Genomic DNA, 20,941 nt, shown 5'->3' on the forward strand with positions numbered 1-20,941 from the left:
CATCTCCCCCGCAAGAGGGAGATCAGCCGTTTTGCCCGCGCTCCTGCTGCAACGCCGGCGATTTTGGCGAAGGCGACGGCGACATCCAATCTCCCCCCTTGCGTGGGAGATGTCCGGCAGGACAGAGGGGAGTGGGAAGGATCGCTACGTCGACGATCTAGACTGCCGAGTGTCCGCTCGCCATCCATAGAGCCAGTCGAGGTCGGCGGCGAGCTTGTCGGGCGAGCGCATGGCCAGGAACAGATTGCGGGCGATCGCCACCGGGCCGGCAGCATGCCAGGCGAGGCGGTTTACGGCCCCACGACGCGCGGCCTTGGCGACACGCGGCCGCCGAAGATTTTCCCAGATTCGAAAACTTCTGGGCAGATCGCCAGGGAAATCGGCGATAGCGTCGGCAAGCGTGATGGCATCCTCGATCGCCATTGCCGCGCCCTGCGCGGCAAACGGCGTCATCGCGTGCGCGGCGTCGCCGATCAGCGCGACGCCCTGCGGGCTCGTCCACCGCTTCTGTTCGACGGTGTGGATCGGAAAGGCCGTCCATGGGCCGGCCAGTGCCACAAGCTTCGTCAGGCCCGGCGCGGTGCCGCGCAGGGCAGCCGTGAGGATCGCGGGATCGGCATGGCCCGACCAACCTTCGGCCATGCGCTCACCCTTGGTGAAGGCGGCGAGATTGAAGGCCTGGCCTTTGCTGACGGGGTAGGCGACCATGTGGAAGCCAGGATGCAGGAACGTGGTGACGCAGTCGGCGGCGCCGATCGCGGCAAAGGCTTCTCCGGCCGCACCGTCGGCTGCGATTGTAGCCCGCCAGGCGAGTTCGCCCGAAAAACGGCTTTTGACGAAGTCCTCGCCTGCGAGTTGCGCCCGGACCGCCGACCAGACGCCGTCGGCGCCGACCAGCAGTTTGCCGCGTGCCTCGATCTCGCGGCCGTCCACTTCGGCGGTCACGGCGACATATTGCGCGTCTTTGACGATGCCGGTCACGCGGGCGCCGGTGATGAGCTCAATCTCTGGCCGTTCGGCCATTTGCCCCAGCAGCGCTGCCTGCAGATCTGCGCGATGGGCGACAAGATAGGGCGACTGCCAGCGCGCTTCGGCGGCGTGCCCGAGCGGTACCCGCGCCAGTTCGCGCAGCGTCCCGGCGTCCTTGAGCACGACCGCTTCCGGCCGCAACGCTGCGGGCAGCAGTCGGTCGAGCACGCCGAGTTTTCCAAGAATGCGTGTTGCGTTGGGCGAAAGCTGGATGCCGGCGCCGGCCGCTTCGAGGTGCTGTGCCTGTTCGATAAGCTTTACCGGATAACCCCGTCCAGCGAAGGCAAGGGCAGCGGTCAGCCCGGCGATGCCGGCCCCGGCGATTATGACCTGCCGGGACCTGATGTCTTCCATCGGGCTTGTCGCGGAAGGATCAGGCGGCCTGGTCGATATAAAGGCAACCAGCCGGCAGCGTTTCCGTCGCCCTCAGCTTCGCCGAATAGCGGTAGAGCGTCGAGCAATACGGGCAGACCTTTTCATTGTCGTCGCCCATGTCGAGGAACACATGTGGGTGGTCGAAGGGCGGGTTGGCGCCGGTGCACATGAATTCCTTGACGCCGATGTCGATTGCCGGATGGCCCGCATCGTTCTGGAAATGGGGAATGGAACCGCCTGCCATCGTCGTCTCCTTGATCTCGTCGAAAAGCATCTGGAACATAACAGGCCTGTTTGCAAGATCGATGAAATGAAACTGTCGCAAAAGCCTGTCAGAGGATACGGTGAGCCGGTTAAGTGCATGTCCCTGAAATCGGAATGGTTTTCGCCGAAGGGCCATGCGTCACAAAAGCGTGTTAGAGGCATGGCACGTCCAGCGGCGCTCCAAGGGACGGTTGGCGGGGAAGAGCAGGAACCATGAACGAACTGAAGCCGGTGCAGAGCGAATTCATCAATGTCGAGGTGGCGAGCCCCGAGGGCGGCAACCCCGATCGGTTCGTCAACCGTGAGTTCTCCTGGCTGCAGTTCAACCGGCGTGTGCTCGAGGAATCACAGAACGAGCACCATCCGCTGCTCGAACGCGTCCGTTTCCTGTCGATTTCGGCCGCCAATCTCGATGAATTCTTCATGGTCCGCGTCGCCGGCCTTGCGGGCCAGGTGCGCGAAGGCATTGCGCTCAAGAGCCCCGACGGCCGCACGCCGGAGCAGCAGCTGGAACAATTGCTGCGCGAGGTCGAGCGGCTGCAGGAGGACCAGCAGAACAGCCTTTCGGCGCTGATGTTGCTGCTCAACAAGGAAGGCATTGAGAGCATCACCCGCGATGCACTGACCAAGGATGAAAAAGTCTGGCTGGAAGACCATTTCCAGGACCAGGTTTTCCCGGTGCTGACTCCACTGTCGATCGACCCGGCGCATCCGTTTCCGTTCATTCCCAATCTCGGCTTCTCGATGGCGCTGCAATTGCGCCATCGCAAGAATGGCGAGGAGATGAGCGCGCTTCTGCGCCTGCCGGTGGCGCTGAAGCGCTTCATCCGCCTGCCCGACCGCAAGCAGCACGTTCGCTTCATCCCACTGGAGGAGGCTGTCGGCCTCTATATCGGCAAGCTGTTCCCCGGCTATGAGGTCAAGGGTTCCGGCACCTTCCGCATCATCCGGGACAGCGATATCGAGGTCGAGGAAGAGTCGGAAGATCTCGTGCGCCTGTTCGAGACGGCGCTGAAGCGGCGCCGCCGCGGTTCGGTCATCCGCATCGAATTCGACAAGTCGATGCCCGGTGAATTGCGCGAGTTCGTCGCCGGCGAGCTTGGCGTCTCTTCGAGCCGCATCAGCGTTCTGACCGGCCCGCTGGCGCTCAGCCAGATTTCCGAGATCGTCGCCGTGCCGCGCGACGACCTGAAGTTCACCCCCTACAATCCGCGCTTTCCCGAGCGCATCCGCGAGCATGGCGGCGATTGTTTCGCGGCCATCCGCGAGAAGGACATCGTCGTCCACCACCCCTATGAATCCTTCGACGTGGTGGTCCAGTTCCTGCGCCAGGCAATGGCCGACCCGGAGGTGGTGGCAATCAAGCAGACGCTCTACCGCACCTCCAACGACAGCCCGATCGTGCGCGCCTTGGTCGACGCGGCCGAGGCCGGCAAGTCGGTGACCGCCCTGGTCGAGCTCAAGGCGCGCTTCGACGAGGAAGCCAACATCCGCTGGGCGCGCGACCTCGAACGCGCCGGCGTCCAGGTCGTGTTCGGCTTCCTCGAACTGAAAACCCATGCGAAAATGTCGCTCGTGGTGCGGCGTGAGGACGGCAAGCTGCGCAACTATGTACATCTCGGCACCGGCAACTACCATCCGGTGACCGCGCGCATCTACACCGACCTGTCCTTCTTCACCACCGATCCGACGATCGCGCGCGATGTCGCCCAGCTGTTCAACTTCATCACCGGCTACGCCGAGCCGACCGATGAGATGCGGATCGCCATCTCGCCGTTTACGCTGCGCAGCCGTATCCTCAAGCACATTGCCGACGAGGTCGCCTACGCGCTGGCTGGCCGTCCGGCGCGCATCTGGATGAAGATGAACGCGCTCGTCGATCCCAACATCATCGACGCGCTCTATGACGCCAGCCGTGCCGGCGTCGAGATCGATCTCGTCGTGCGGGGCATCTGCTGCCTGCGGCCGCAGGTGCCCGGCCTGTCGGAAAACATCAGGGTCAAGTCGATCGTCGGCCGCTTCCTCGAACACAGCCGCATCTACTGCTTCGGCAACGGCCATGGCCTGCCGTCGGACGAGGCGATCGTCTACATCGCCTCGGCCGACTTGATGCCACGCAATCTCGACCGCCGCGTCGAGACTATGGTGCCGATCACTAATCCGACGGTGCATGAACAGATCCTTGGCCAGATCATGCTGGGCAACATCATGGACAACCAGCAAAGTTTCGACGTATTGGCTGACGGAACCTCCCGGCGCGTCGTGCTGGAGGAGGGTGAGGAACCGTTCAACGCGCAGGAATATTTCATGACCAATCCGAGCCTGTCGGGACGGGGTGACGCGCTGAAGTCGCATGCGCCCAAGCGCATCGCGCAGTTCAAGCGTCGCAAGAAGAACACCGGCTGATGATTTCAACGTCCCAAGGCCGGCTGCAGGATCGCCGGCCGCTGTCCATCATCGACATCGGCTCGAACTCGATCCGCCTTGTCGTCTATGAAGGGCTGGCGCGCTCGCCTACCTTGCTGTTTAACGAAAAGATGCTGGCCGGTCTCGGCCGCGGCATCGTTTCGACCGGCAAGCTCGATCCCGAGGCGGTGACGCGCTCGATGGAGGAGTTCCGCCGTTTCCGCGCGCTCTCCGACCAGGCGGGTGCGGAGCACATGTTTGTGCTGGCAACGGCCGCGGCCCGCGAAGCGATCAACGGACCCGACTTCATCCACCGCGCCCAGGATGTGCTCAAGACCGAGATCCGCGTGCTCACTGGCCGGCAGGAGGCGCATTATTCAGCGCTTGGCGTCATTTCGGGCTTCCACCCCGCCAATGGCATTGCCGGCGATCTTGGCGGCGGCAGCCTGGAGCTTATCGACATCAATGGCGAGGCGATCGGCGACGGCATCACGCTGCCGCTGGGTGGCCTGCGGCTGCAGGACATGGCCAGGAATTCGCTCGCCCAGGCGGCAAAGATCACCCGCGACGAACTGGCGCGCGCCAAATTGTTGAAGGGCGGGCTGGGACGGCCCTTTTACGCCGTTGGCGGCACCTGGCGAAACCTTGCCCGGCTGCACATGGAAATGACCAACTACCCGCTTGGCGTCATGCACCACTATGAGATCGGTGTCGAAAGCGCCGCCAATTTCCTGAAGCAGGTGGCGAAAGGCGAGATCGAGAAGGTCAAGGGCATCGAAGGTGTGTCGAAGAACCGCCGTTCGCTGCTGCCCTATGGCGCGGTCGTGCTGCAGGAGATCATGGCGGCGATGCAGCCGTCGAAGATCATCGTCTCGGCATTGGGCGTGCGCGAAGGGTTTCTCTATTCGCTGCTCGACCCTGCCGAGCAGAAGGCCGATCCGCTGGTCTCCGCTTCGGAGGAACTGGCGCGGCTGCGGTCGCGCTCGGTCACCCATGCGCATGAGCTTGTCGAATGGACGGACAAGACCTTTGCCGCCTTCGGCATCGACGAGACGGAGGATGAGGCGCGCTATCGCCACGCTGCCTGTCTGCTGGCCGATATAGGCTGGCGCGCACACCCGGAATATCGCGGCAAGCAGTCGCTCAACATCATTGCCCACGCCTCCTTCATTGGCGTCGATCACCCCGGCCGTGCCTTCCTGGCGCTGGTCGGCCTGTTCCGCCACGAAGGCGTGTTCAACGATGCGGCGCCGGAAATCCGCGGCCTGGCGACGCCGCGCTATCTCGAGCGCGCCCGCATCCTGGCGGCGGTGCTGCGCGTCGTCTATCTGCTGACTGCGGCCATGCCCGGCGTCATGCCGCGGCTGAAATGGGAAAACCGCGGCAATGGCACGTTGGCGCTGGTGCTGCCGGCCTCACTTTCCGATCTTTACGGCGAACGCCCGGCCGGACGGCTGGCGCAACTGGCGCGGATCACCAACCGCCGGCTGGTGCTGGCGGTCGAGGGTGGGCAGAGCGTGTCGGTGAAGTAGGCGCGGCCTGACAGCAAAACCATGTCGTCGTCGAACTCGCGTTCGAGGACCGGCTTCCTCAGTCCGTCGCTGCTTCGCAGCGCCACCTTCCCCTCCGGAGGGAAAGGAAGGGAGCCTCGTTGGAAAGCGTTGGCGGCAATAGGCTCGCGCCCTTCCTCTACCCCGTCGATCGGGGGAGAGGTGGCTCGGCGAAGCCGAGACGGAGTGGGGGTCGACCTGCCTCGGGCATCGATGGTTCAACCGGGACGATATTTGACGATATCAGACCGCGGCGCGGCGCCCGTCGATCGACCAGGCCCCGGCGCCGGCCATGGCTAGCGCCAGGAATCCACCGGCGATAGCAATATCCTTCATCAGCATCTGCTGGTGCAGGAAGGTGAGCATCGGGTCATCGCCGCCCTGGCCGTAGTGGCCGATGGAGCCCGCAACGATGCAGAAAGCGGCAAGAAGTATCGCAACGACCGGCGTCTGAAAGCCGACCAGTATCAAGAGACCGGCAATCAACTCGAACAGCCCGGTGCCCCAGGCGGCAAGCGTCGGCAATGGCATGCCGAGGCCGGCGAAATAGCCGGTCGTCCCGGCAATGTCGGCGAGCGCGTGGTAGCCGGAGGGAACGAGCAGGGCGGCGAGCAGCAGCCGGGAAATCAGAAGCAATGCATCGCGGGGCATGGTGATCTCCGTTGTCTGTCCGCCGGCTGTTTCGAGACCGATCCTAGCAGGGATGGGACGAGCGTGCGCTTGGGCAGACAACGAAAAAGCGGCGTGGAAAATTCCACGCCGCTTTTTTCAGGCTTGGGAAGGGAAAGCTCAGCCGCGCTTGGCATCGATCGAGTAGGCGCCAGGGCCCGAGGAAGCCAGCAGCAGGAAACCGCCGGTGATGGCGACGTTCTTCAGGAAATGGATCATCTGGTTCTGGTCGGCCCAGCCGGTATGGGCGACAAAGGCCGAGGCGATGGTGAAGACCGCGAGCACCCAGGCGGCGATGCGGGTCTGAAAGCCAACGAGCACGGCAAGGCCGCCGAGCAATTCGATCAGGCCGACGACAATGGCCGTTACGGTCGGCACCGGCAGGCCCATGGCGCCGAAATAGCCGGCGGTGCCCGAAATGGCGGTGAGCTTGCCGAAGCCGGAAAGCAGGAAGATGGCGGCGAGCAGGATGCGGCCGAGCAGGATGGTGGTGGAACTGTTGGACGCGATGCCGGCGCCGGCAGCGGAAGTGTTGATGGACATGGTGGCTCTCCGAAAAGGGTTGATGTCCCGTCAGATAGACCAAGCCGACTGTTCACCAAAGCCGCCAGTCCGGCGACACATTGTTCACAGGACGTACATTTCGGGATCGTTCGACCGACGCAAAATTCTTGTCGCGGCCAGCAGCGGCGGGAGCAAATTGTCCCGCCACAAATTCGGATTTCTAGTTGACGCAATCCCCAAGAAGAGGGCTGCGCGCTTCCCGAGGAAACGCAAGGCACTTTCCCTGGAATGGCTTAACCCGGATGCGTCATGTCCTCCGGCCGCACCAGCCGGTCGTAGTCTGCCTCGCTGACCAGCCCAGTGGCCAGTGCTTCCTCGCGCAAGGTGGTGCCCTTCTTGTGCGCGGTCTTGGCGATCTTGGCGGCATTGTCGTACCCGATCGTCGGCGCCAGCGCGGTCACCAGCATCAGCGAGCGGTCGAGCGCGGCTTTGATGTTGTCTTCGCGAGCCTCGATGCCGACGACGCAATTGTCGGTGAAGGAGATCGAGGCGTCGGCCAACAACTGCACCGACTGCAGGAAGTTGTAGGCCATCAGCGGGTTGTAGACGTTGAGCTCGAAATGGCCCTGGCTGCCGGCGAAGGTCAGCGAGGCGTTGTTGCCGAACACCTGCACGCAGACCTGCGTCAGAGCCTCGCATTGGGTCGGGTTGACCTTGCCCGGCATGATCGAGGAACCCGGCTCGTTTTCCGGCAGCGACAGTTCGCCGAGGCCCGAGCGCGGGCCGGAGCCGAGGAAGCGGATGTCGTTGGCGATCTTGAAGAGGGCGGCGGCCGCCGCGTTGATGGCGCCATGCGAGAACACCATGGAATCGTGCGCGGCGAGCGCCTCGAACTTGTTCGGCGCGGTGACGAAGGCAATGCCGGTAATGTCGGCGATGCGCGCCGCCACCTTTTCCGCAAAGCCGACCGGCGCGTTGAGGCCGGTGCCGACGGCGGTGCCGCCCTGCGCCAGTTCCTGCAGGCCGGGCAGCGTCATCTCGATGCGCTTGATCGAAGAGGCCACCTGCGCGGCGTAGCCGGAAAATTCCTGGCCCAGCGTGAGGGGTGTCGCGTCCTGCGTATGGGTGCGGCCGATCTTGATGATGTGGGCGAAGGCCTTCGTCTTGACCTCGAGCGCAGCGTGCAGATGCTTCAGCGCCGGCAGCAGATCGTGCACGATGCGCTCGGCGCACGCGATGTGCATGGCTGTCGGGTAGGTGTCGTTCGACGACTGGCTCATATTGACGTGGTCGTTAGGGTGCACCGGCTTCTTCGAGCCCATGACGCCGCCCAGAAGTTCGATGGCCCGGTTGGAGATCACCTCGTTGGCGTTCATGTTGGACTGCGTGCCCGAGCCGGTCTGCCAGACGACCAGCGGGAAATGATCGTTCAGCTTGCCGTCGATCACCTCTTGCGCCGCCTCGATGATCGCCTTGCCGACTGCCGGATCGAGCCGCTTCAACTCCATATTGGCTTCCGCCGCCGCTCGCTTGACGATGCCGAGCGCACGCACGATCGAGGCCGGCTGCTTTTCCCAGCCTATCCTGAAATTGCCGAGGGAACGCTGCGCCTGCGCGCCCCAGTAACGGTCGGCGGCAACCTCGATGGGGCCGAACGTGTCGGTTTCGGTTCTGGTCCTGGCAGCGGTCACTTGTCTCTCCGACGATCGAATTCGGCAACGGCGTATCGCGTTGCACAATGGCCTTCAAGCAGAGATTGCGGCCGGCAGGCAGTAAATCGGTTGAAGCAGTAGCGCCGCCCTTCGGAATCCTGCACCCTCCACTTTCGTGTGAAGGAAATTGCTCCTCAGTGCGGCTTGATCCCATAAAGTGGACGGAAACTTGCGGATTTAGCTCGATGAGATCATGTCGAGCTGGCGGATTGCTTTACGCAAACTTCCCCCATCAGCAATGCGCAATTCACGTCTACCTACGAGCGACGCTGCCACACAAACTACCATCCGTGCCGGCGTCTCACTGGCAACAGCAGCGATGAGGTAGCTTATGCACTTGTCCTTCTGTTCAGTTTCCGTCCAAAATCCGGCATCGCATCCGGATCGAGCTTCGGATCGCGAAGCCGAGAATTTCAAGTCCACCCTGGGAGCGCCTCCACATGGCCTCGGAGTTTTCCAAGATGCATGGCGGCAAGGTCGAAGCCGTCTCGACGTCGCAAGTGACGCTCTTTGTCCTCCGTATTTTGCTGAAACGCGCCTGATCGCGGACCGTCAGCTCGGAACCTTTTTCCTCCAACGGCGCAGCTTTGTCCTGAGATAGGATCTATAGCCGAACGGAAGTGTTCGCCGTCCGGAAGGCGTGCTTGTCCGCGCCTCCAGACGCTGGCGCACGACGCTCATCAGTCTGCAGAACGCGGGTGTTTCCAATGATTGCACCCGTTTGACGAGATTGTCGGGCAATGGCTTTGAGCGCCAGTCGAAATAAGCCTCGTAGTCTTGCGGCGTTGCGATCAGGTGCTGGAGATAGGCTGCAAGATCGCTGGCGCTGGCGAAGGCACTGGCGTCAATAAAGGAGTGCTCCGGAACGAACTCGTCCACATTGGGAGCGCCAAGGTAGATCGGCACCGTGCCCGCCATGAACGCGTCATAGATTTTCTCGGTGACATAGTCGGCCTCGATCGAGTTCTCCATGGCCAGGCAGAATTTGTGCCGCGCAATGGTTTCGATCTTGGTCTTCGAGCCCAGATCGGGGCCAGAGACCGATCGGTTGTGGCGATATCGGCCATAAGAATCGATCTTGATGTGGCGCGCCAGTTCGTTCGCCAAATCGACACGGCCGCTATAATTCAGGCCGGCCGACTGGAAGAGTGCGACCGGCGCTTCTTCCGTTTTCGGCACGATTGGTCTGGCCAGCGCATCTTTCCACCACACCGCACGCGGAAGGTAGGGTACCCAGACATCGGACCGGGATTCATGCGTCATGATGATATCGAAGTGCCGCATGAATTTGGGGTCGGCAAGTCGCTTGTAGTTTTGGCCGCATTCCATCGACCAGGCGACCCAATATTGACCAGGGTATTTGTAGGCATCGCCAACTTCGCGAAAGTTCGGAATATGGAAGACGACTGCCGCGGCCTCGGAAATCCGTCGTTTGTCCAGTGTCCACCGCCCGGGCATTTCGCACTGTATCGACGCGATATCGACGGGTTTGCTGAAGAACGTTGTGTAGAAGAGGATCAGTGGATCGATAGACGGCATGGCACCACGAATGTCTGAAGCATTGCTCAATCTGCAGACAGACGCGGTATCGGAAGTTTGGTCAAGTGCTCCGCTTGTTCGAGGCCGAGGGCCGTCCAAACGGTCACCCCGCCGTATACCCGCCATCGATCGCGAAAATGCCGCCGCTGGTCCACGCCGCCTCGTCGCTGGCCAGATAGACGGCGATGCCGGCAAGATCGCTGGTCTGGCCGATGCGGCCGAGCGGGTAGCTGCGCTCGACATAGGTTTTCAGCTCGGCTTGCGCTGCCGCCGGCAGGTTGTCGATCGACTTGCGCCGCATGGCGGTGTCGACCGTGCCGGGCGCAATCGCATTGACCCTGATGCCGCGCGGACCAAGCTCGAAGGCCAGCGACTTGGTCAGCGAATTCAGCGCGCCCTTGGACAAGGAATACAGGCTCGACGGCCGCTTCGGGATCATCTTGTCGGCGAAGTAGGACGAGATGTTGATGACGGAGGCGTTGGCGCCGAGATGCGGCAGCAGCCGCTGGGTAAGGAAGAACGCCGCCGTCACATTGAGCGCGAAGGATTGCTGGAATTGGTGCTCGGTGACGGTCTCGAAAGGCACCAGATAAGCGACGCCGGCATTGTTGACGAGGATGTCGAGCGGGCCGGTTGCTTTCGCGCGATCGACCACGGCATCGATGCCGGAAGAGGTCGAGAGATCGGCCGACTGGGTGCCGACGTTGCCCGCCGCCGCAAGTGTCTCGCGGGCGGTCTCGAGCTTGCTGGTGTCGCGGCCGATGATCAGCACGTCGGCGCCCTCGCGCAAGAAAGCTTCCGATATGGCCAGGCCGATGCCGTCCGAGCCGCCGGTCACCAGTGCTCGCTTGCCAGAAAGTCTCATTGAAGGCCAAGTCGCATCGAATGCTCTCGCTGTTGCCCGCGTCACGAAGCAATGCCGATCGGCGAGGGCGGTCAAGCCGCCGGCCTATCGCTCAGTATGAACTTCGGTTGGCCGCGTGCCGATCCGGTTACCGCAGCAGCGACTGCGACGTCGGCGTCAGGCGCAAGGTTTCGGTCCGCCACGTCACATCGGCCGCTTGCCATTGGGGCGAAGCGGCAACTGCGGCTTCGTAACTGGCATGCGCCTCGGGACTGTCGAAACCCGTCACCGCGATAAAGACGTTTTCGCTCAAGCGCACCGGCAGGCGGGGAAAACTGTTTTCAGCGTGCTCGGTGATGAAGGCGCCAAGCAACCGTCCGCCAGCGCCGATAAGGACCGGAACGGCATCCGTTTCGAAATTGCCGGCGAAATCGGCTTCGGCGCCAGACCGCAGATGATGAATCTGGATGACAACAACACCGGTCAAGCCATTGTCTGCGCTTGGCTTTCCATCCGCCGGCATGGCGCCTCGCTGCGAGCCTGACAGATCGAAGCCGGCGCCTGGCCATGCCGGCTTCAAGAGCAGTACATCGTCGGAATCGATCATCGTCGCATTGGCGGCGTCGCGGTGCGCCGTCCACACCGGCCCGTCATAGAAGGCGGTGAGCGCCTGCTTCCGCGCTTCCATGCCATCGAAGCCGCGCAGCCAGACGAACATGTCGGGGCGGTCGAGGTCGCGGAACTGTCCGATGATGGTCATGCCGGCGTGTTCCTGGCCTTCGATGAACCGACTGTCGAAGATGTCGATCAGCGTCTCGCGCCGGCCCGGCTTCAGCGTGTACTGCCGCAACTCGACGACAGGCGAAGCGAGCAGTTTTGCCGCCGCAGGCGCATTCAGGGGTACGGTCATTGTGTCGTCTCCAAAAAACAGGATGATCATCCGGTTTATAAAACAGACCGGTTGTCCTGTTTTGTCAATCTGCTATCGTTGGCAAATGTCAGCAGAGATTGCTCGGGCTCCGAAAGGGCCGCCGCGAAAACGCACCAACGATCCCGAAGGGCTGCGCAACAAGGTGCTCGATATCGCCGAAGCGTCGTTCCAGGCGCGTGGCTATCATGCATCCGCCCTTGGCGAGCTGATGACGACCGCAGGCGTCAGCGGCGGCGCGCTGCATCATCATTTCCCGACGAAGAAGGCGCTCGCTCTGGCGGTGATCGAGGAGCGCGTGGCAGCGGCCCTCGATGAAACCTGGATCAACCCTGTACGGGCGGCAGGCTCGGCGCGCGAAGGCGTGCGCGCGGTGTTCGAGGCGGTGGCGACCGAGCTTGAGCAGCAAGGCTTCGTGCGCGGCTGTCCGCTCAACAATCTGGCGCATGAACTGTCGCTCGCTGACCCGGATTTCCGCGCCGCTCTGGACGATATCTTTGCCGGATGGCGTCAGGCGGTTGCCGACAAGGTGCGAGCCGACCAGCAGTCGGGGAGGGAGCAGGGCACCGACCCCGAGCGCTTTGCGGCACTCGCCATCGCCGCCTATTCCGGCGCCATGTCGATGGCCAAGGCGGCACAGGATGCCAGCGTGCTGCGCGATTGCCTGGCCGAACTTCAGCGCAGCTCAACGCCGCCATTCCCGAGCAGAGCGAAGCGGCGTCGCAGGATCCTGCTGCGGCCGGGAAAACCTTGAGGCCGGAACTGCGCTGTTCTAGTCGGAAAGCGGCTTGATCGTCTCGTAACCGTTCACCGATTCCGCGCTGGTCCCTTCGTCGTAGCGCCGGGCGAGGGACGCATGCAGATCGGGCGCATAAAGCGCGGTGAATGTGTCCAGCGTTTCGCCGGCGCCGTTCTTGAAGGTCTCCGTGACGGCCAGCACGTTGTATTTGCAGCCGCCGACACTGAACGTCTCCTTGCCCTTGACGACCAGGCTCAGCGTCTTGGTGCTCTTCGGCTGCTTGTTCGGCGACAGCTCGACGAATTCGATCGTGCTCTTGGCTCCCGTCTTCAGTGGAAACAGTTTTCGCAGATCGGAAAACGGGATCGTCGCCACCCGTCCGGTATCGCTGTCGCGAAACACTTCGACCAGGCCGGCAAACAGGAACTGTGTCTGCGGCGATTGCGATTCGTAGGTGTTGGCAACGGAGACCATGCCGCCGGCCACCGGCCGAAACTCGCTGCGGACGCCGGGCATTTCCAGAACGAAGCCGGCCTTGGCCGATTTTGCGTCGACACAATCGGCGGCATGCACCGCAGCCGCCGGCAGCAACCCAGCCAGCACCACGCCTATCGAAACGGCTCTCATGAAATCCTCCCCCTCTGCTTGTATTTGCTGCGCGCCAGCATGACCCAAGAAATGCCAGAGCCTCAGTGCCGTGTCGACCTGCCATTCCTGGCAACTGGACGGTGGGGCGCCGGCTGTGCTGAATTTCAGGTCATGAATCGCAAGCTCGTCCTCTCCCGTCGCAATTTCCTCGCACAGGCAGCCGGCCTTACCATGGCTGGCATGCTGCCGCGCGCCGCGCTTGGCCAGACCGGCAAGCGCATCCAGCCCATCGACGCCACCTTTCTGTTCATCGCCGATGTCCATGCCTGCCGCATGTCGAGCGGCCTCAGCCCCAACTGCCTGGAGGAAGGCAAGACCGATGCCGCGCTGTTGCGCAATGTCGCTGTCCTCAATGGCTTGGCCGGCCGGCAATGGCCAGTCGAGATCGATGGCGTTGCAACCCGCCTGCGTTCGGCCGGCAGCCGCATCGATGCGCCGCTCGGCCTCGTTGTCGGCGGCGACATCACCGACGATGGCGGCGGCCAGATCACCGAGCCCAGCGAAGGCACGCAACTGTTGCAGTTCAGCCAGCGCTATCAACAAGGCGTCGGCCCGGACCGCGTGCACATGCCGGTCTATGTCGGCCTCGGCAACCACGATCTCGACCAGAACGGCTCGCCGCCCCATGTCGACTGGTATCGGCGTGAACTGCGCGACTATGTCGAGGTCAACCACCGCCCCGGCGTGTTCTTCAAGCCCCCGGTGCCGGCCACCGAATACGATGTCGACACCGACTGCTATTCCTGGGACTGGGGCGGCCTGCATCTCGTCCAGACCCACCGGTTTGCCGGCGACACCGGCCACGGCGCGGTGAGCAGCCTGCCGTGGCTGAAGCAGGATCTGGCGACCTACGCGGCGGATGGCCGTCCCGTCATCCTGTTCCAGCACTATGGCTGGGACACTTTCTCGGTCGAGCGCTGGGACCCGGCCAAGCGCACCTATGACGATGACGGCGCAGGCGCGCCGCATTGGTGGAGCGAGGCCGACCGCCAGGCGCTGCTGGCGGCGCTGAAGGGCTACAATGTCATCGCCATCTTCCATGGCCATCAGCACGAAGTGCCGATGATCTACAAAAGCGATGGCCTCGACCTGTTCAAGCCGAAGGCCGCCTATATGGGCGGCTTCGCGCTGGTGAGGGTAACCGGGGACAGCATGGACGTAGTGCTGGGCGAGGCGGCCGGCGACCACGGCGAGGTCAAGTTCACCAGCGCCTTCAGCAAGAGCCTCAGCCTCTGACAAGAAAAAGGCGGCCTTGAGCCGCCTTCCTCATTGCCTGCGAGATCGGGTCAGAGCGCCTTTTTGATCTTGTCCTTCACGTCGCCATAGACCTTCTGCACCTTGCCGGCGGTCTTGTCTGCAGTGCCTTCGGCCTGAGTTTGCCTGTTGCCGGTCGCCTTGCCGCCGGCCTCCTTGACCGAGCCCTTGGCCTGCTTGGCCACGCCGGCAACCTGATCCTTGTTCACCATCTTTACATCTCCTAGGATTTCTGGGGATTCCTTCGCAGGAGGCAAACGGGCCGGCTTGGCTTAGGTTCCCTGGGCGGCCGATCATCGTCGCATCTGGTCGCTTATAGGTCGCCGAAACGCTTTGCCGCGTCGTATCGTGTGACTAGTGTGACGAAATTTTGGGGAGACCGCCTTGGCTGAATTTACGCTCATCATCGCCAACAAGTGCTTTTCGTCCTGGTCGCTGAGGCCATGGGTGGCGATGAAGCATCTGGAGATCCCGTTCGAGGAAGGTTTCGTGCGCCTGCGCACGCCCGAGACTTTTGCCGCTCTGGCGAAAGTCTCGCCCACCGGCCTTGTGCCAGTGTTGAATCACAATGGCAGGATTGTCTGGGAAACCCTTGCCATCCTTGAATATCTGGCCGACCTGTTTCCGGAGAAAAAACTTTGGCCGCAGGATATCGGCGCCCGCGCCTTGGCTCGCTCGGTGGCGACCGAGATGCATTCCGGCTTTCGCGAGGTGCGCTATGGCTGGCCGATGAATTTGCGCCGGCCGAAGGGCCACAAGCCGCTCGACGCCGAAGGCGAAATGCAGCGCGCGCGCATCGAAACGATCTGGCGCCAGTGCCGGGAACAATACGGCAAAGGCGGCCCCTTCCTGTTCGGTCATTTCACCGCGGCCGATGCCATGTATGCACCTGTCGTCACCCGCTTCGACACCTATGGCGGCAAGCTCGCGCCCGACACGCGCGCCTACGTCGACGCTGTGTTGGCAACGCCGGCGATGCGGCACTGGTATGCGGAAGCAGCGAAGGAGACTTGGCCGGAACCCGGCCCGGACGAATAGGACCACTAATGACATCACGGTGAGTGACCGATGGCCAGCAATGATGGACCGCGTGAGACTACCGCGCCAACAATCTTCCACTGCCGGCTGATCCCGCCTCGGCCGGACTTCGCCTTCACCCTGACGGAGGAGGAGAGGGAGTTGATGGGCCGGCATGCCGACTATCTGCGCGGCAAGCTTGCCGAGGGCACCATGATCCTGGCCGGGCCGGTCGCCGACCCGGCCGGCCCTTGGGGTCTGCTGATCCTGCGTGTCGGCAGCGAAGCCGAGGCAAGAGCGGTCACCGACGGCGATCCGGTGTCGAGCTCCGGCCACGGTTTCCACTACGATCCTGCCGCTGATCAGCGCGATCCTGTAGGCGAGCGTAAGTTTATGGATGTGAAACGGTTTTCACTTGGGAATTGTGTCAGACAACGGCACATACAAGAACGCCTCTCGCACCGTTTAATGTGCGGGAGGCGTTCTTTTGCCAGCATTACCGAGATTGTTCTCTGAATGCTGACATCACGGAAATGCGCCGGCTTGCGATTGGTTCCGGGGCGTGGAATATTTTTTGGAACGCCTTGCGCTCCGCCACCTCGTCAGTTGAGGCTTATGCCTCAGGCACCCTCAGGTTGAATTTGGGCTCCGGCCAAACCAGAAATTGACTGGGCGCTAAAAGAAGTCTATAAGAAACATGTCGATATTTGTTTGACCGACTTTTGTTATCCGCGCATGATGCGCGCCTTTGACGAACTTCCCCATCAAAAATCGAGACAAAACGCTGTTGTGCAGTCGCACGATGGTGAACGAATATTTGCCAGGGAAAGGGTTCTTCATGGCCACCGGCACAGTGAAATGGTTCAACGCCACCAAAGGTTTTGGTTTTATTCAGCCTGACGACGGCTCCGCCGACGTTTTTGTCCACATCTCGGCCGTAGAGCGCGCCGGCATGCGTGACATCGTCGAGGGCCAGAAGCTCGGCTACGAGATGACCCGCGACAACAAGTCAGGCAAGATGTCCGCCGACCAGTTGAAGGCGGCCTGATAAGGAATTCGGCCTTCCGGTGACCACGGATGTACTGGCACCGATGAAAGGCTGAAAGGAGCGCCTTGCGCATCCAACTGGATGCGCGGCGCTTTCATGGAAGGTCAGGCGGTGCCTGGCCTTTTTCATTTTGTGCGTCGTGCCGCTAAAAGTGCGCCGCACGCCGGCCGGAACGTGCTAAGGGACGCTCCAGCAATCTGAACCGCCCATACTGCCCCGCTGCCGTATTGCTTTGGTCGAAATCGAAGACCGCTCTCGCTCTATCGGCACCAGGCTCCCGACAGGAGAAAGTTTTGACCACTCAATCCAAGACCGCCGACCAGGCCGGCTCGCTGTTCAGCAAGACGCAAACCCAGTCGATGTCACTCAACCGCATCCTGTCCGAGCGTGATGCCGTCAGCGAGGCGCGCGAAGCCAAGACCGCGCGCTTGCGCGAACTGCGCAAGGAAAAGGAAGCCGACGACATGGCAGCGGCCGCAGTCCTTGCGGCGCTGCCAAAGCGGGCAGGCAAACGCTGATGGCCACCAAGCGCGTACCGCCGACGCCGATCGATGCCGATGCGACCATCGCGTCCATGGTCCCGGGCCTGGACAAGCCGGTCGAATATGTCCGCCGTGTGCTGGAAAAGCTCGAGCGCTGCAAGCGCGCGCATGGCGATGCCCAGGTGCGCGTCGGCGTGCGCGGCCGTGCCGAAGCTCCGAACTATCTGGTCGAATATGTCCGCGAGGACAAAAAGACCCAGGAGCGCGTGACCTACCAGGATGCCGCCTATAGCGGCAGCACGCATCGCGAACTGGCGGCGCACCACATTGCCGAGGCGAGGAACTGGTCGCCCGAGGAAATGAACATCACGGCGGTCTCGGCGCTGATCGGCCGCTTGCGCAATCCGCGCGCACCATCATCCCGCTTTTCCGACGAGGACTGACATGGCCATAAAGTTTTCCACCAAGGACCAGCCGGCAGCGCCGGCTGCTGCCACTGCAAAGCAGGCCAAGCCCGCTGCCGCGCCGAAGGCCGCCGAACCGTCGGCAACCGATCTGTTCGAGGCGCCAGCCGCCACGCCCAAGGGCAAGGCAGGCAAGAAGAAATAGCGCCTTGCCGCACCAAGCCGATCGCAATCTCGCAGCGCCTGGGCTGGTCGCGTTGGCCGCCAGGGATATCCGGTCGTCAAAACAGGACGGCCAGCCGGTTTTCGATTGCCAGAGCTGCGGCGCCTGCTGCTCCTACTCGGCCGAATGGCCGCGCTTCTCGACCGAGGACGATGCGCAACTTGACCGGATTCCGGAAAAGTTCGTGTCCGCCGACCTGTCCGGGATGCGCTGCGAGGGCGTCCGCTGTTCGGCGCTTACGGGCGAGATCGGCAAGCACACGGCCTGCGGCATCTACGAGATCCGCCCGGACGTCTGCCACGCCTGCATGCCTGGCGGCGACGATTGCCTGATGGCGCGCAAGGCGCACGGGATGCCAACGATCTAGCCGACGCCCACCTTGCCTCATCCCACATCCCCCGATAGCTTCCACTACGGGCAGGGCGTTGGAGGAACCATGAGCATCGAATTCCTGTTGACGTCGCTGATCGTCGTGGCTTCGCCCGGCACCGGCGTTCTCTACACGCTGAGCGCCGGGCTTTCGCGAGGCGCGCGCGCCTCGATCACTGCTGCATTCGGCTGCACGCTTGGCATCATCCCGCATATGGCCGCCGCCATCACCGGCTTGGCGGCGCTGCTGCACACAAGTGCTGTCGCCTTCGAGACGCTGAAATATCTCGGCGTCGCCTATCTCCTCTACATGGCCTGGAACACGCTGAACGAGAAGGGCGGCCTGAGCGTCGATGAAAACGCGGCACCCCGCTCGGCAGCCAAGGTCATCACCTCCGGTATCCTGATCAACATCCTGAACCCGAAGCTGTCGATCTTCTTCTTTGCCTTCCTGCCGCAATTCGTCAGCACGACCGAACCGAACGCATTTGCCAAGATGCTCGAACTCTCGAGCGTCTTCATGCTACTGACCTTCGTCGTCTTCGTCGCTTACGGCATCTTTGCGGCCTCGATCCGCAGCCATGTCGTGTCGCGGCCGATGGTGCTGACCTGGATGCGCCGCACCTTCGCTGGCGCCTTTGTCATGCTTGGCGCCAAGCTGGCGCTGGCTGATCGATAGAACAGGAGCTGCCAGGCCTCGGCCTACTCTTCGTCGGTTCCGGATCCGGTCCGGATGCCTAGACGCCAGGCCGAGGGCGGAAGGCCGATCATCTTCTTGAAGGCGCGGCTGAACGCTGCCTCGGATTCGTAGCCGATTTCAGCGGCAATGCTGGCCATGTTACTGGTGCCGGCGCTGAGCAGCTCCGAGGCGATCTGCATGCGCCATTTGGCGAGATAATGCATTGGCGGCATGCCGACCAGCCTGGTGAAGCGTTCGGCGAGCACGCTGCGCGACAGCGCGGAGTCCTTCGCCAGCGCCTCCACCGTCCAGTTATGCGCCGGCCGGTCGTGGATCAGCGCCAGTGCCCTCGCCAGGTTTGGATCGCGCAGGCCAGCCAGCCATCCCGTGGTTTGTGGCGGCAGCGATTCCAAGTAACGGCGCAACACGTCGACAAACATCAGTTCGCTCAGTTTGGTGAGCACCGTTTCACTGCCTGCGCGCTTTTGCGCCACCTCCGTGACAGCCAGGTTGATGAACTGGCTGAGCCAGCCGCCATCGCCTTTGGCATCTCCGGCCTTGATCACCGGCGGCAAAGCCTCGAGCAGGGGATTGAATGGCTGTGCATCACAGGCGAGATAGCCGCAAACCAGCCTGGCCGAGGTCGCGCCGTCGCCGGCGCAGTTGATGTAAAACGGCATCCGGCTGGATGTTGCGATGTCGAGAACGTCGGCTGTCGGCGGATCGGCGCGCAGCGCCGGATTGCTGGACATAATATGCGGGTCGCTCCTGGTGAAGACGACGACTTCGCCTGCCTCCAGCGCGATCGCTTCCTGGCCGACGATGCGCGCGAAGCAGCGACCGGCCGTTACCACATGGTAGGAGATCAGATGGTCCGCACCGGGCAGGATCTTCGGCAGGATGGACGATGGCGCCGGCGAGCAGACGGCCCACGGCTCGTGGCCCTCAATGTCAAAAAACGTCGCGCCGGTAAGGCGTACCGTCCTCAACAGGTCAGACAGAGCATCCCCGGCCATTCCGTTTCGTCCCGCACCCGGCTAGCCGGCCAGCCATCCCTTTCGAGTTCCGGACGCGCTGTCAAGCGAGGCAGACGCCGTATCATTCCGTTCGCGGCCAGAACTCCTAAACCTGCACCGGTGCTCAAGCGCTGCCGAGAGTGGGCGCTGAGTGCTGTCGAAACCAACCAGGGACAAATATCATGACGGTACATAAGGGCGGGTGTTTTTGCGGCGCTGTGGAAATCGAAGTGCACGGAGCCGCCGAGGCAATGGGCTATTGCCATTGCGGTTCGTGTCGATCGTGGTCGGCGTCTCCCGTGAACGCATTCACGCTGTGGAAGCCTCAGAACGTCAAGGTCACCGGGGGCGCGGAGTTCCTGTCCGGGTTCGAGAAGACCGAAATGAGCGATCGCCAGTTCTGCACGAAATGCGGTGGTCATCTGATGACCGATCATCCGCCGCTCGGCCTGGTCGATGTCTATGCGGCAACGATACCGGGCGTGAAATTCACGCCTGGGGTTCACGTCAACTACGCTGAGACCGTGCTGCCGATGAAGGATGGGCTGCCCAAGCTCAGGGACTTTCCGGCTGAGCTCGGCGGCTCCGGCATCGCGGTGCCGGAATAAGGCCCGGCCACTGCTCGCCATTTTTGACAACGACAATTCAAGACAGGAGATTGTTCATGGAAATCGCAACATTTCGCGCCACGCAGGAGCCGATCAAGGATCTCTATCGCAGGGATGCGAAGGCCGCGTTCCTCACCTTGAAGGCCAAAGGCGTCGCCGACGCGTCCACCGTGACCTGCAAGGTCGAGACCGGACGCGGGCTGGCGCTTGCCGGCATTCATCCGATGGCCGGGGGCAGCGGCCAGGAACTGTGCTCCGGCGACATGCTGCTGGAGGCGCTGATCGCATGCGCCGGTGTCTCGATGCGCGCGGCGGCGGCCGTGCTCGAAATTCCGATCAGGTCCGCCGAAGTTTCCGCGGAAGGTGACGTCGATCTTCGCGGCACGCTCGGCGTGACTGCGGGTGTTCCAGTCGGCTTCAAGGAAATCCGCTTGCGGTTCGACATCGACACCGACGCTCCCCAAAGTCAGCTCGACCAACTGCTCGAACTCACGGATCGCTATTGCGTGATCTTCCAGACCATCCAGAACAGTCCCAGCACCACGGTGAAGCTGCACCGCGTCATCCAGTGACCAGAAAACCGGCCCGGAAACTCGACTTGAGCGAGATTCCGGGCTGGGAACGGGAGTGCCGG

The 20,941-nt window shown here is 62.6% G+C and carries 25 protein-coding genes; 14 read left to right on the top strand and 11 right to left on the bottom strand.

The features are described 5' to 3' along the window. Window positions 1–144: 144 nt before the first annotated feature. Together AC3CCE_RS30395 and AC3CCE_RS30400 are read right to left on the bottom strand one after the other, a co-directional pair. Window positions 145–1,383, bottom strand: a complete 1,239-nt coding sequence (locus AC3CCE_RS30395) for an FAD-dependent monooxygenase (protein ID WP_352510819.1) — start codon at window positions 1,381–1,383, stop codon at window positions 145–147. Window positions 1,384–1,402: 19 nt separating this feature from the next. Continuing rightward, entirely contained in the window at window positions 1,403–1,648 is a 246-nt protein-coding gene (locus tag AC3CCE_RS30400; protein WP_023705697.1) for a zinc-finger domain-containing protein, read from the bottom strand. A 233-nt stretch (window positions 1,649–1,881) separates the two neighbouring features. On the opposite strand from AC3CCE_RS30400, the gene AC3CCE_RS30405 reads away from it, so the two are divergent. Continuing rightward, window positions 1,882–4,074 carry an RNA degradosome polyphosphate kinase gene (locus AC3CCE_RS30405; RefSeq protein ID WP_023700662.1) on the top strand — a complete coding sequence of 731 codons (2,193 nt, stop codon included), beginning with the start codon at window positions 1,882–1,884 and terminating at the stop codon, window positions 4,072–4,074. Further along, entirely contained in the window at window positions 4,074–5,606 is a 1,533-nt protein-coding gene (gene ppx, locus AC3CCE_RS30410; RefSeq protein WP_023697723.1) for an exopolyphosphatase, read from the top strand. The genes AC3CCE_RS30405 and ppx overlap by 1 nt, the downstream gene beginning before the upstream one ends. A 261-nt stretch (window positions 5,607–5,867) precedes the next feature. Here ppx and AC3CCE_RS30415 read toward each other — a convergent pair whose 3' ends face one another. The 6 genes from AC3CCE_RS30415 to AC3CCE_RS30440 form a co-directional block, all read right to left on the bottom strand. Further along, window positions 5,868–6,275, bottom strand: coding sequence for a DoxX family protein (locus tag AC3CCE_RS30415; RefSeq protein WP_023712732.1), 408 nt, complete (start codon window positions 6,273–6,275; stop codon window positions 5,868–5,870). A 138-nt stretch (window positions 6,276–6,413) separates the two neighbouring features. Next, window positions 6,414–6,836: a DoxX family protein gene (locus AC3CCE_RS30420; protein WP_023694684.1), complete on the bottom strand. Its 423-nt coding sequence runs from the start codon at window positions 6,834–6,836 to the stop codon at window positions 6,414–6,416. Window positions 6,837–7,090: 254 nt separating this feature from the next. Next, window positions 7,091–8,488 carry a class II fumarate hydratase gene (gene fumC, locus AC3CCE_RS30425; RefSeq protein WP_023712733.1) on the bottom strand — a complete coding sequence of 466 codons (1,398 nt, stop codon included), beginning with the start codon at window positions 8,486–8,488 and terminating at the stop codon, window positions 7,091–7,093. A gap of 573 nt (window positions 8,489–9,061) precedes the next feature. After that, on the bottom strand, window positions 9,062–10,147 hold the full coding sequence (locus AC3CCE_RS30430) for a glycosyltransferase family 10 domain-containing protein (protein ID WP_245260232.1): 1,086 nt from the start codon (window positions 10,145–10,147) through the stop codon (window positions 9,062–9,064). A gap of 4 nt (window positions 10,148–10,151) precedes the next feature. Continuing rightward, window positions 10,152–10,913 carry an SDR family NAD(P)-dependent oxidoreductase gene (locus tag AC3CCE_RS30435; protein WP_023727885.1) on the bottom strand — a complete coding sequence of 254 codons (762 nt, stop codon included), beginning with the start codon at window positions 10,911–10,913 and terminating at the stop codon, window positions 10,152–10,154. Between the two features lie 127 nt (window positions 10,914–11,040). Further along, window positions 11,041–11,802 carry an NIPSNAP family protein gene (locus AC3CCE_RS30440; RefSeq protein WP_023727886.1) on the bottom strand — a complete coding sequence of 254 codons (762 nt, stop codon included), beginning with the start codon at window positions 11,800–11,802 and terminating at the stop codon, window positions 11,041–11,043. 85 nt (window positions 11,803–11,887) lie between these two features. Between AC3CCE_RS30440 and AC3CCE_RS30445 the strand changes: the two genes are divergently transcribed. Further along, window positions 11,888–12,574, top strand: a complete 687-nt coding sequence (locus AC3CCE_RS30445) for a TetR/AcrR family transcriptional regulator (RefSeq protein ID WP_023727887.1) — start codon at window positions 11,888–11,890, stop codon at window positions 12,572–12,574. Between the two features lie 18 nt (window positions 12,575–12,592). Here the strand turns inward: AC3CCE_RS30445 and AC3CCE_RS30450 are convergent, their stop codons facing one another. Beyond that, window positions 12,593–13,186 (bottom strand): hypothetical protein, encoded by a 594-nt coding sequence (locus AC3CCE_RS30450; protein ID WP_352625871.1) that lies wholly within the window; start codon window positions 13,184–13,186, stop codon window positions 12,593–12,595. Between the two features lie 132 nt (window positions 13,187–13,318). Here AC3CCE_RS30450 and AC3CCE_RS30455 point away from each other — a divergent pair, with 132 nt between their 5' ends. Continuing rightward, window positions 13,319–14,443 carry a metallophosphoesterase gene (locus tag AC3CCE_RS30455; protein ID WP_352625872.1) on the top strand — a complete coding sequence of 375 codons (1,125 nt, stop codon included), beginning with the start codon at window positions 13,319–13,321 and terminating at the stop codon, window positions 14,441–14,443. A gap of 50 nt (window positions 14,444–14,493) precedes the next feature. On the opposite strand, the gene AC3CCE_RS30460 is transcribed toward AC3CCE_RS30455, so the two are convergent. Then, a complete protein-coding gene (locus AC3CCE_RS30460) occupies window positions 14,494–14,673 on the bottom strand; it encodes a CsbD family protein (RefSeq protein ID WP_352460571.1) in 180 nt (59 codons plus the stop codon). A gap of 172 nt (window positions 14,674–14,845) precedes the next feature. Between AC3CCE_RS30460 and AC3CCE_RS30465 the strand changes: the two genes are divergently transcribed. The 8 genes from AC3CCE_RS30465 to AC3CCE_RS30500 all read left to right on the top strand — a co-directional run bounded on the left by AC3CCE_RS30465 (window position 14,846) and on the right by AC3CCE_RS30500 (window position 18,683). Next, the gene (locus AC3CCE_RS30465; RefSeq protein ID WP_023684314.1) at window positions 14,846–15,499 is read left to right on the top strand and encodes a glutathione S-transferase family protein; all 654 of its coding nucleotides are present in this window, start codon (window positions 14,846–14,848) and stop codon (window positions 15,497–15,499) included. 30 nt (window positions 15,500–15,529) lie between these two features. Further along, window positions 15,530–15,994: a YciI family protein gene (locus AC3CCE_RS30470; protein WP_023697714.1), complete on the top strand. Its 465-nt coding sequence runs from the start codon at window positions 15,530–15,532 to the stop codon at window positions 15,992–15,994. Between the two features lie 322 nt (window positions 15,995–16,316). Next, window positions 16,317–16,526: a cold-shock protein gene (locus tag AC3CCE_RS30475; RefSeq protein ID WP_023671502.1), complete on the top strand. Its 210-nt coding sequence runs from the start codon at window positions 16,317–16,319 to the stop codon at window positions 16,524–16,526. Window positions 16,527–16,819: 293 nt separating this feature from the next. Further along, window positions 16,820–17,044: a hypothetical protein gene (locus tag AC3CCE_RS30480; RefSeq protein WP_023689917.1), complete on the top strand. Its 225-nt coding sequence runs from the start codon at window positions 16,820–16,822 to the stop codon at window positions 17,042–17,044. Next, window positions 17,044–17,451 (top strand): hypothetical protein, encoded by a 408-nt coding sequence (locus tag AC3CCE_RS30485; RefSeq protein ID WP_023671504.1) that lies wholly within the window; start codon window positions 17,044–17,046, stop codon window positions 17,449–17,451. The genes AC3CCE_RS30480 and AC3CCE_RS30485 overlap by 1 nt, the downstream gene beginning before the upstream one ends. 1 nt (window position 17,452) lies before the next feature. Next, on the top strand, window positions 17,453–17,617 hold the full coding sequence (locus AC3CCE_RS30490; protein ID WP_023671505.1) for a hypothetical protein: 165 nt from the start codon (window positions 17,453–17,455) through the stop codon (window positions 17,615–17,617). Window positions 17,618–17,669: 52 nt separating this feature from the next. After that, window positions 17,670–18,002, top strand: a complete 333-nt coding sequence (locus AC3CCE_RS30495) for a YkgJ family cysteine cluster protein (protein WP_023697712.1) — start codon at window positions 17,670–17,672, stop codon at window positions 18,000–18,002. A 69-nt stretch (window positions 18,003–18,071) separates the two neighbouring features. After that, window positions 18,072–18,683: a LysE family translocator gene (locus AC3CCE_RS30500; RefSeq protein ID WP_023671507.1), complete on the top strand. Its 612-nt coding sequence runs from the start codon at window positions 18,072–18,074 to the stop codon at window positions 18,681–18,683. Window positions 18,684–18,706: 23 nt separating this feature from the next. On the opposite strand, the gene AC3CCE_RS30505 is transcribed toward AC3CCE_RS30500, so the two are convergent. After that, complete coding sequence (locus tag AC3CCE_RS30505; protein WP_023671508.1) at window positions 18,707–19,699, bottom strand: AraC family transcriptional regulator; 993 nt, start codon at window positions 19,697–19,699, stop codon at window positions 18,707–18,709. A 182-nt stretch (window positions 19,700–19,881) separates the two neighbouring features. Here AC3CCE_RS30505 and AC3CCE_RS30510 point away from each other — a divergent pair, with 182 nt between their 5' ends. Further along, entirely contained in the window at window positions 19,882–20,307 is a 426-nt protein-coding gene (locus AC3CCE_RS30510) for a GFA family protein (protein WP_352625873.1), read from the top strand. A 56-nt stretch (window positions 20,308–20,363) separates the two neighbouring features. Beyond that, window positions 20,364–20,879 (top strand): OsmC family protein, encoded by a 516-nt coding sequence (locus AC3CCE_RS30515; RefSeq protein ID WP_023671510.1) that lies wholly within the window; start codon window positions 20,364–20,366, stop codon window positions 20,877–20,879. Window positions 20,880–20,941 lie beyond the last annotated feature (62 nt).

This window comes from Mesorhizobium sp. P160187 (genome assembly GCF_057766425.1).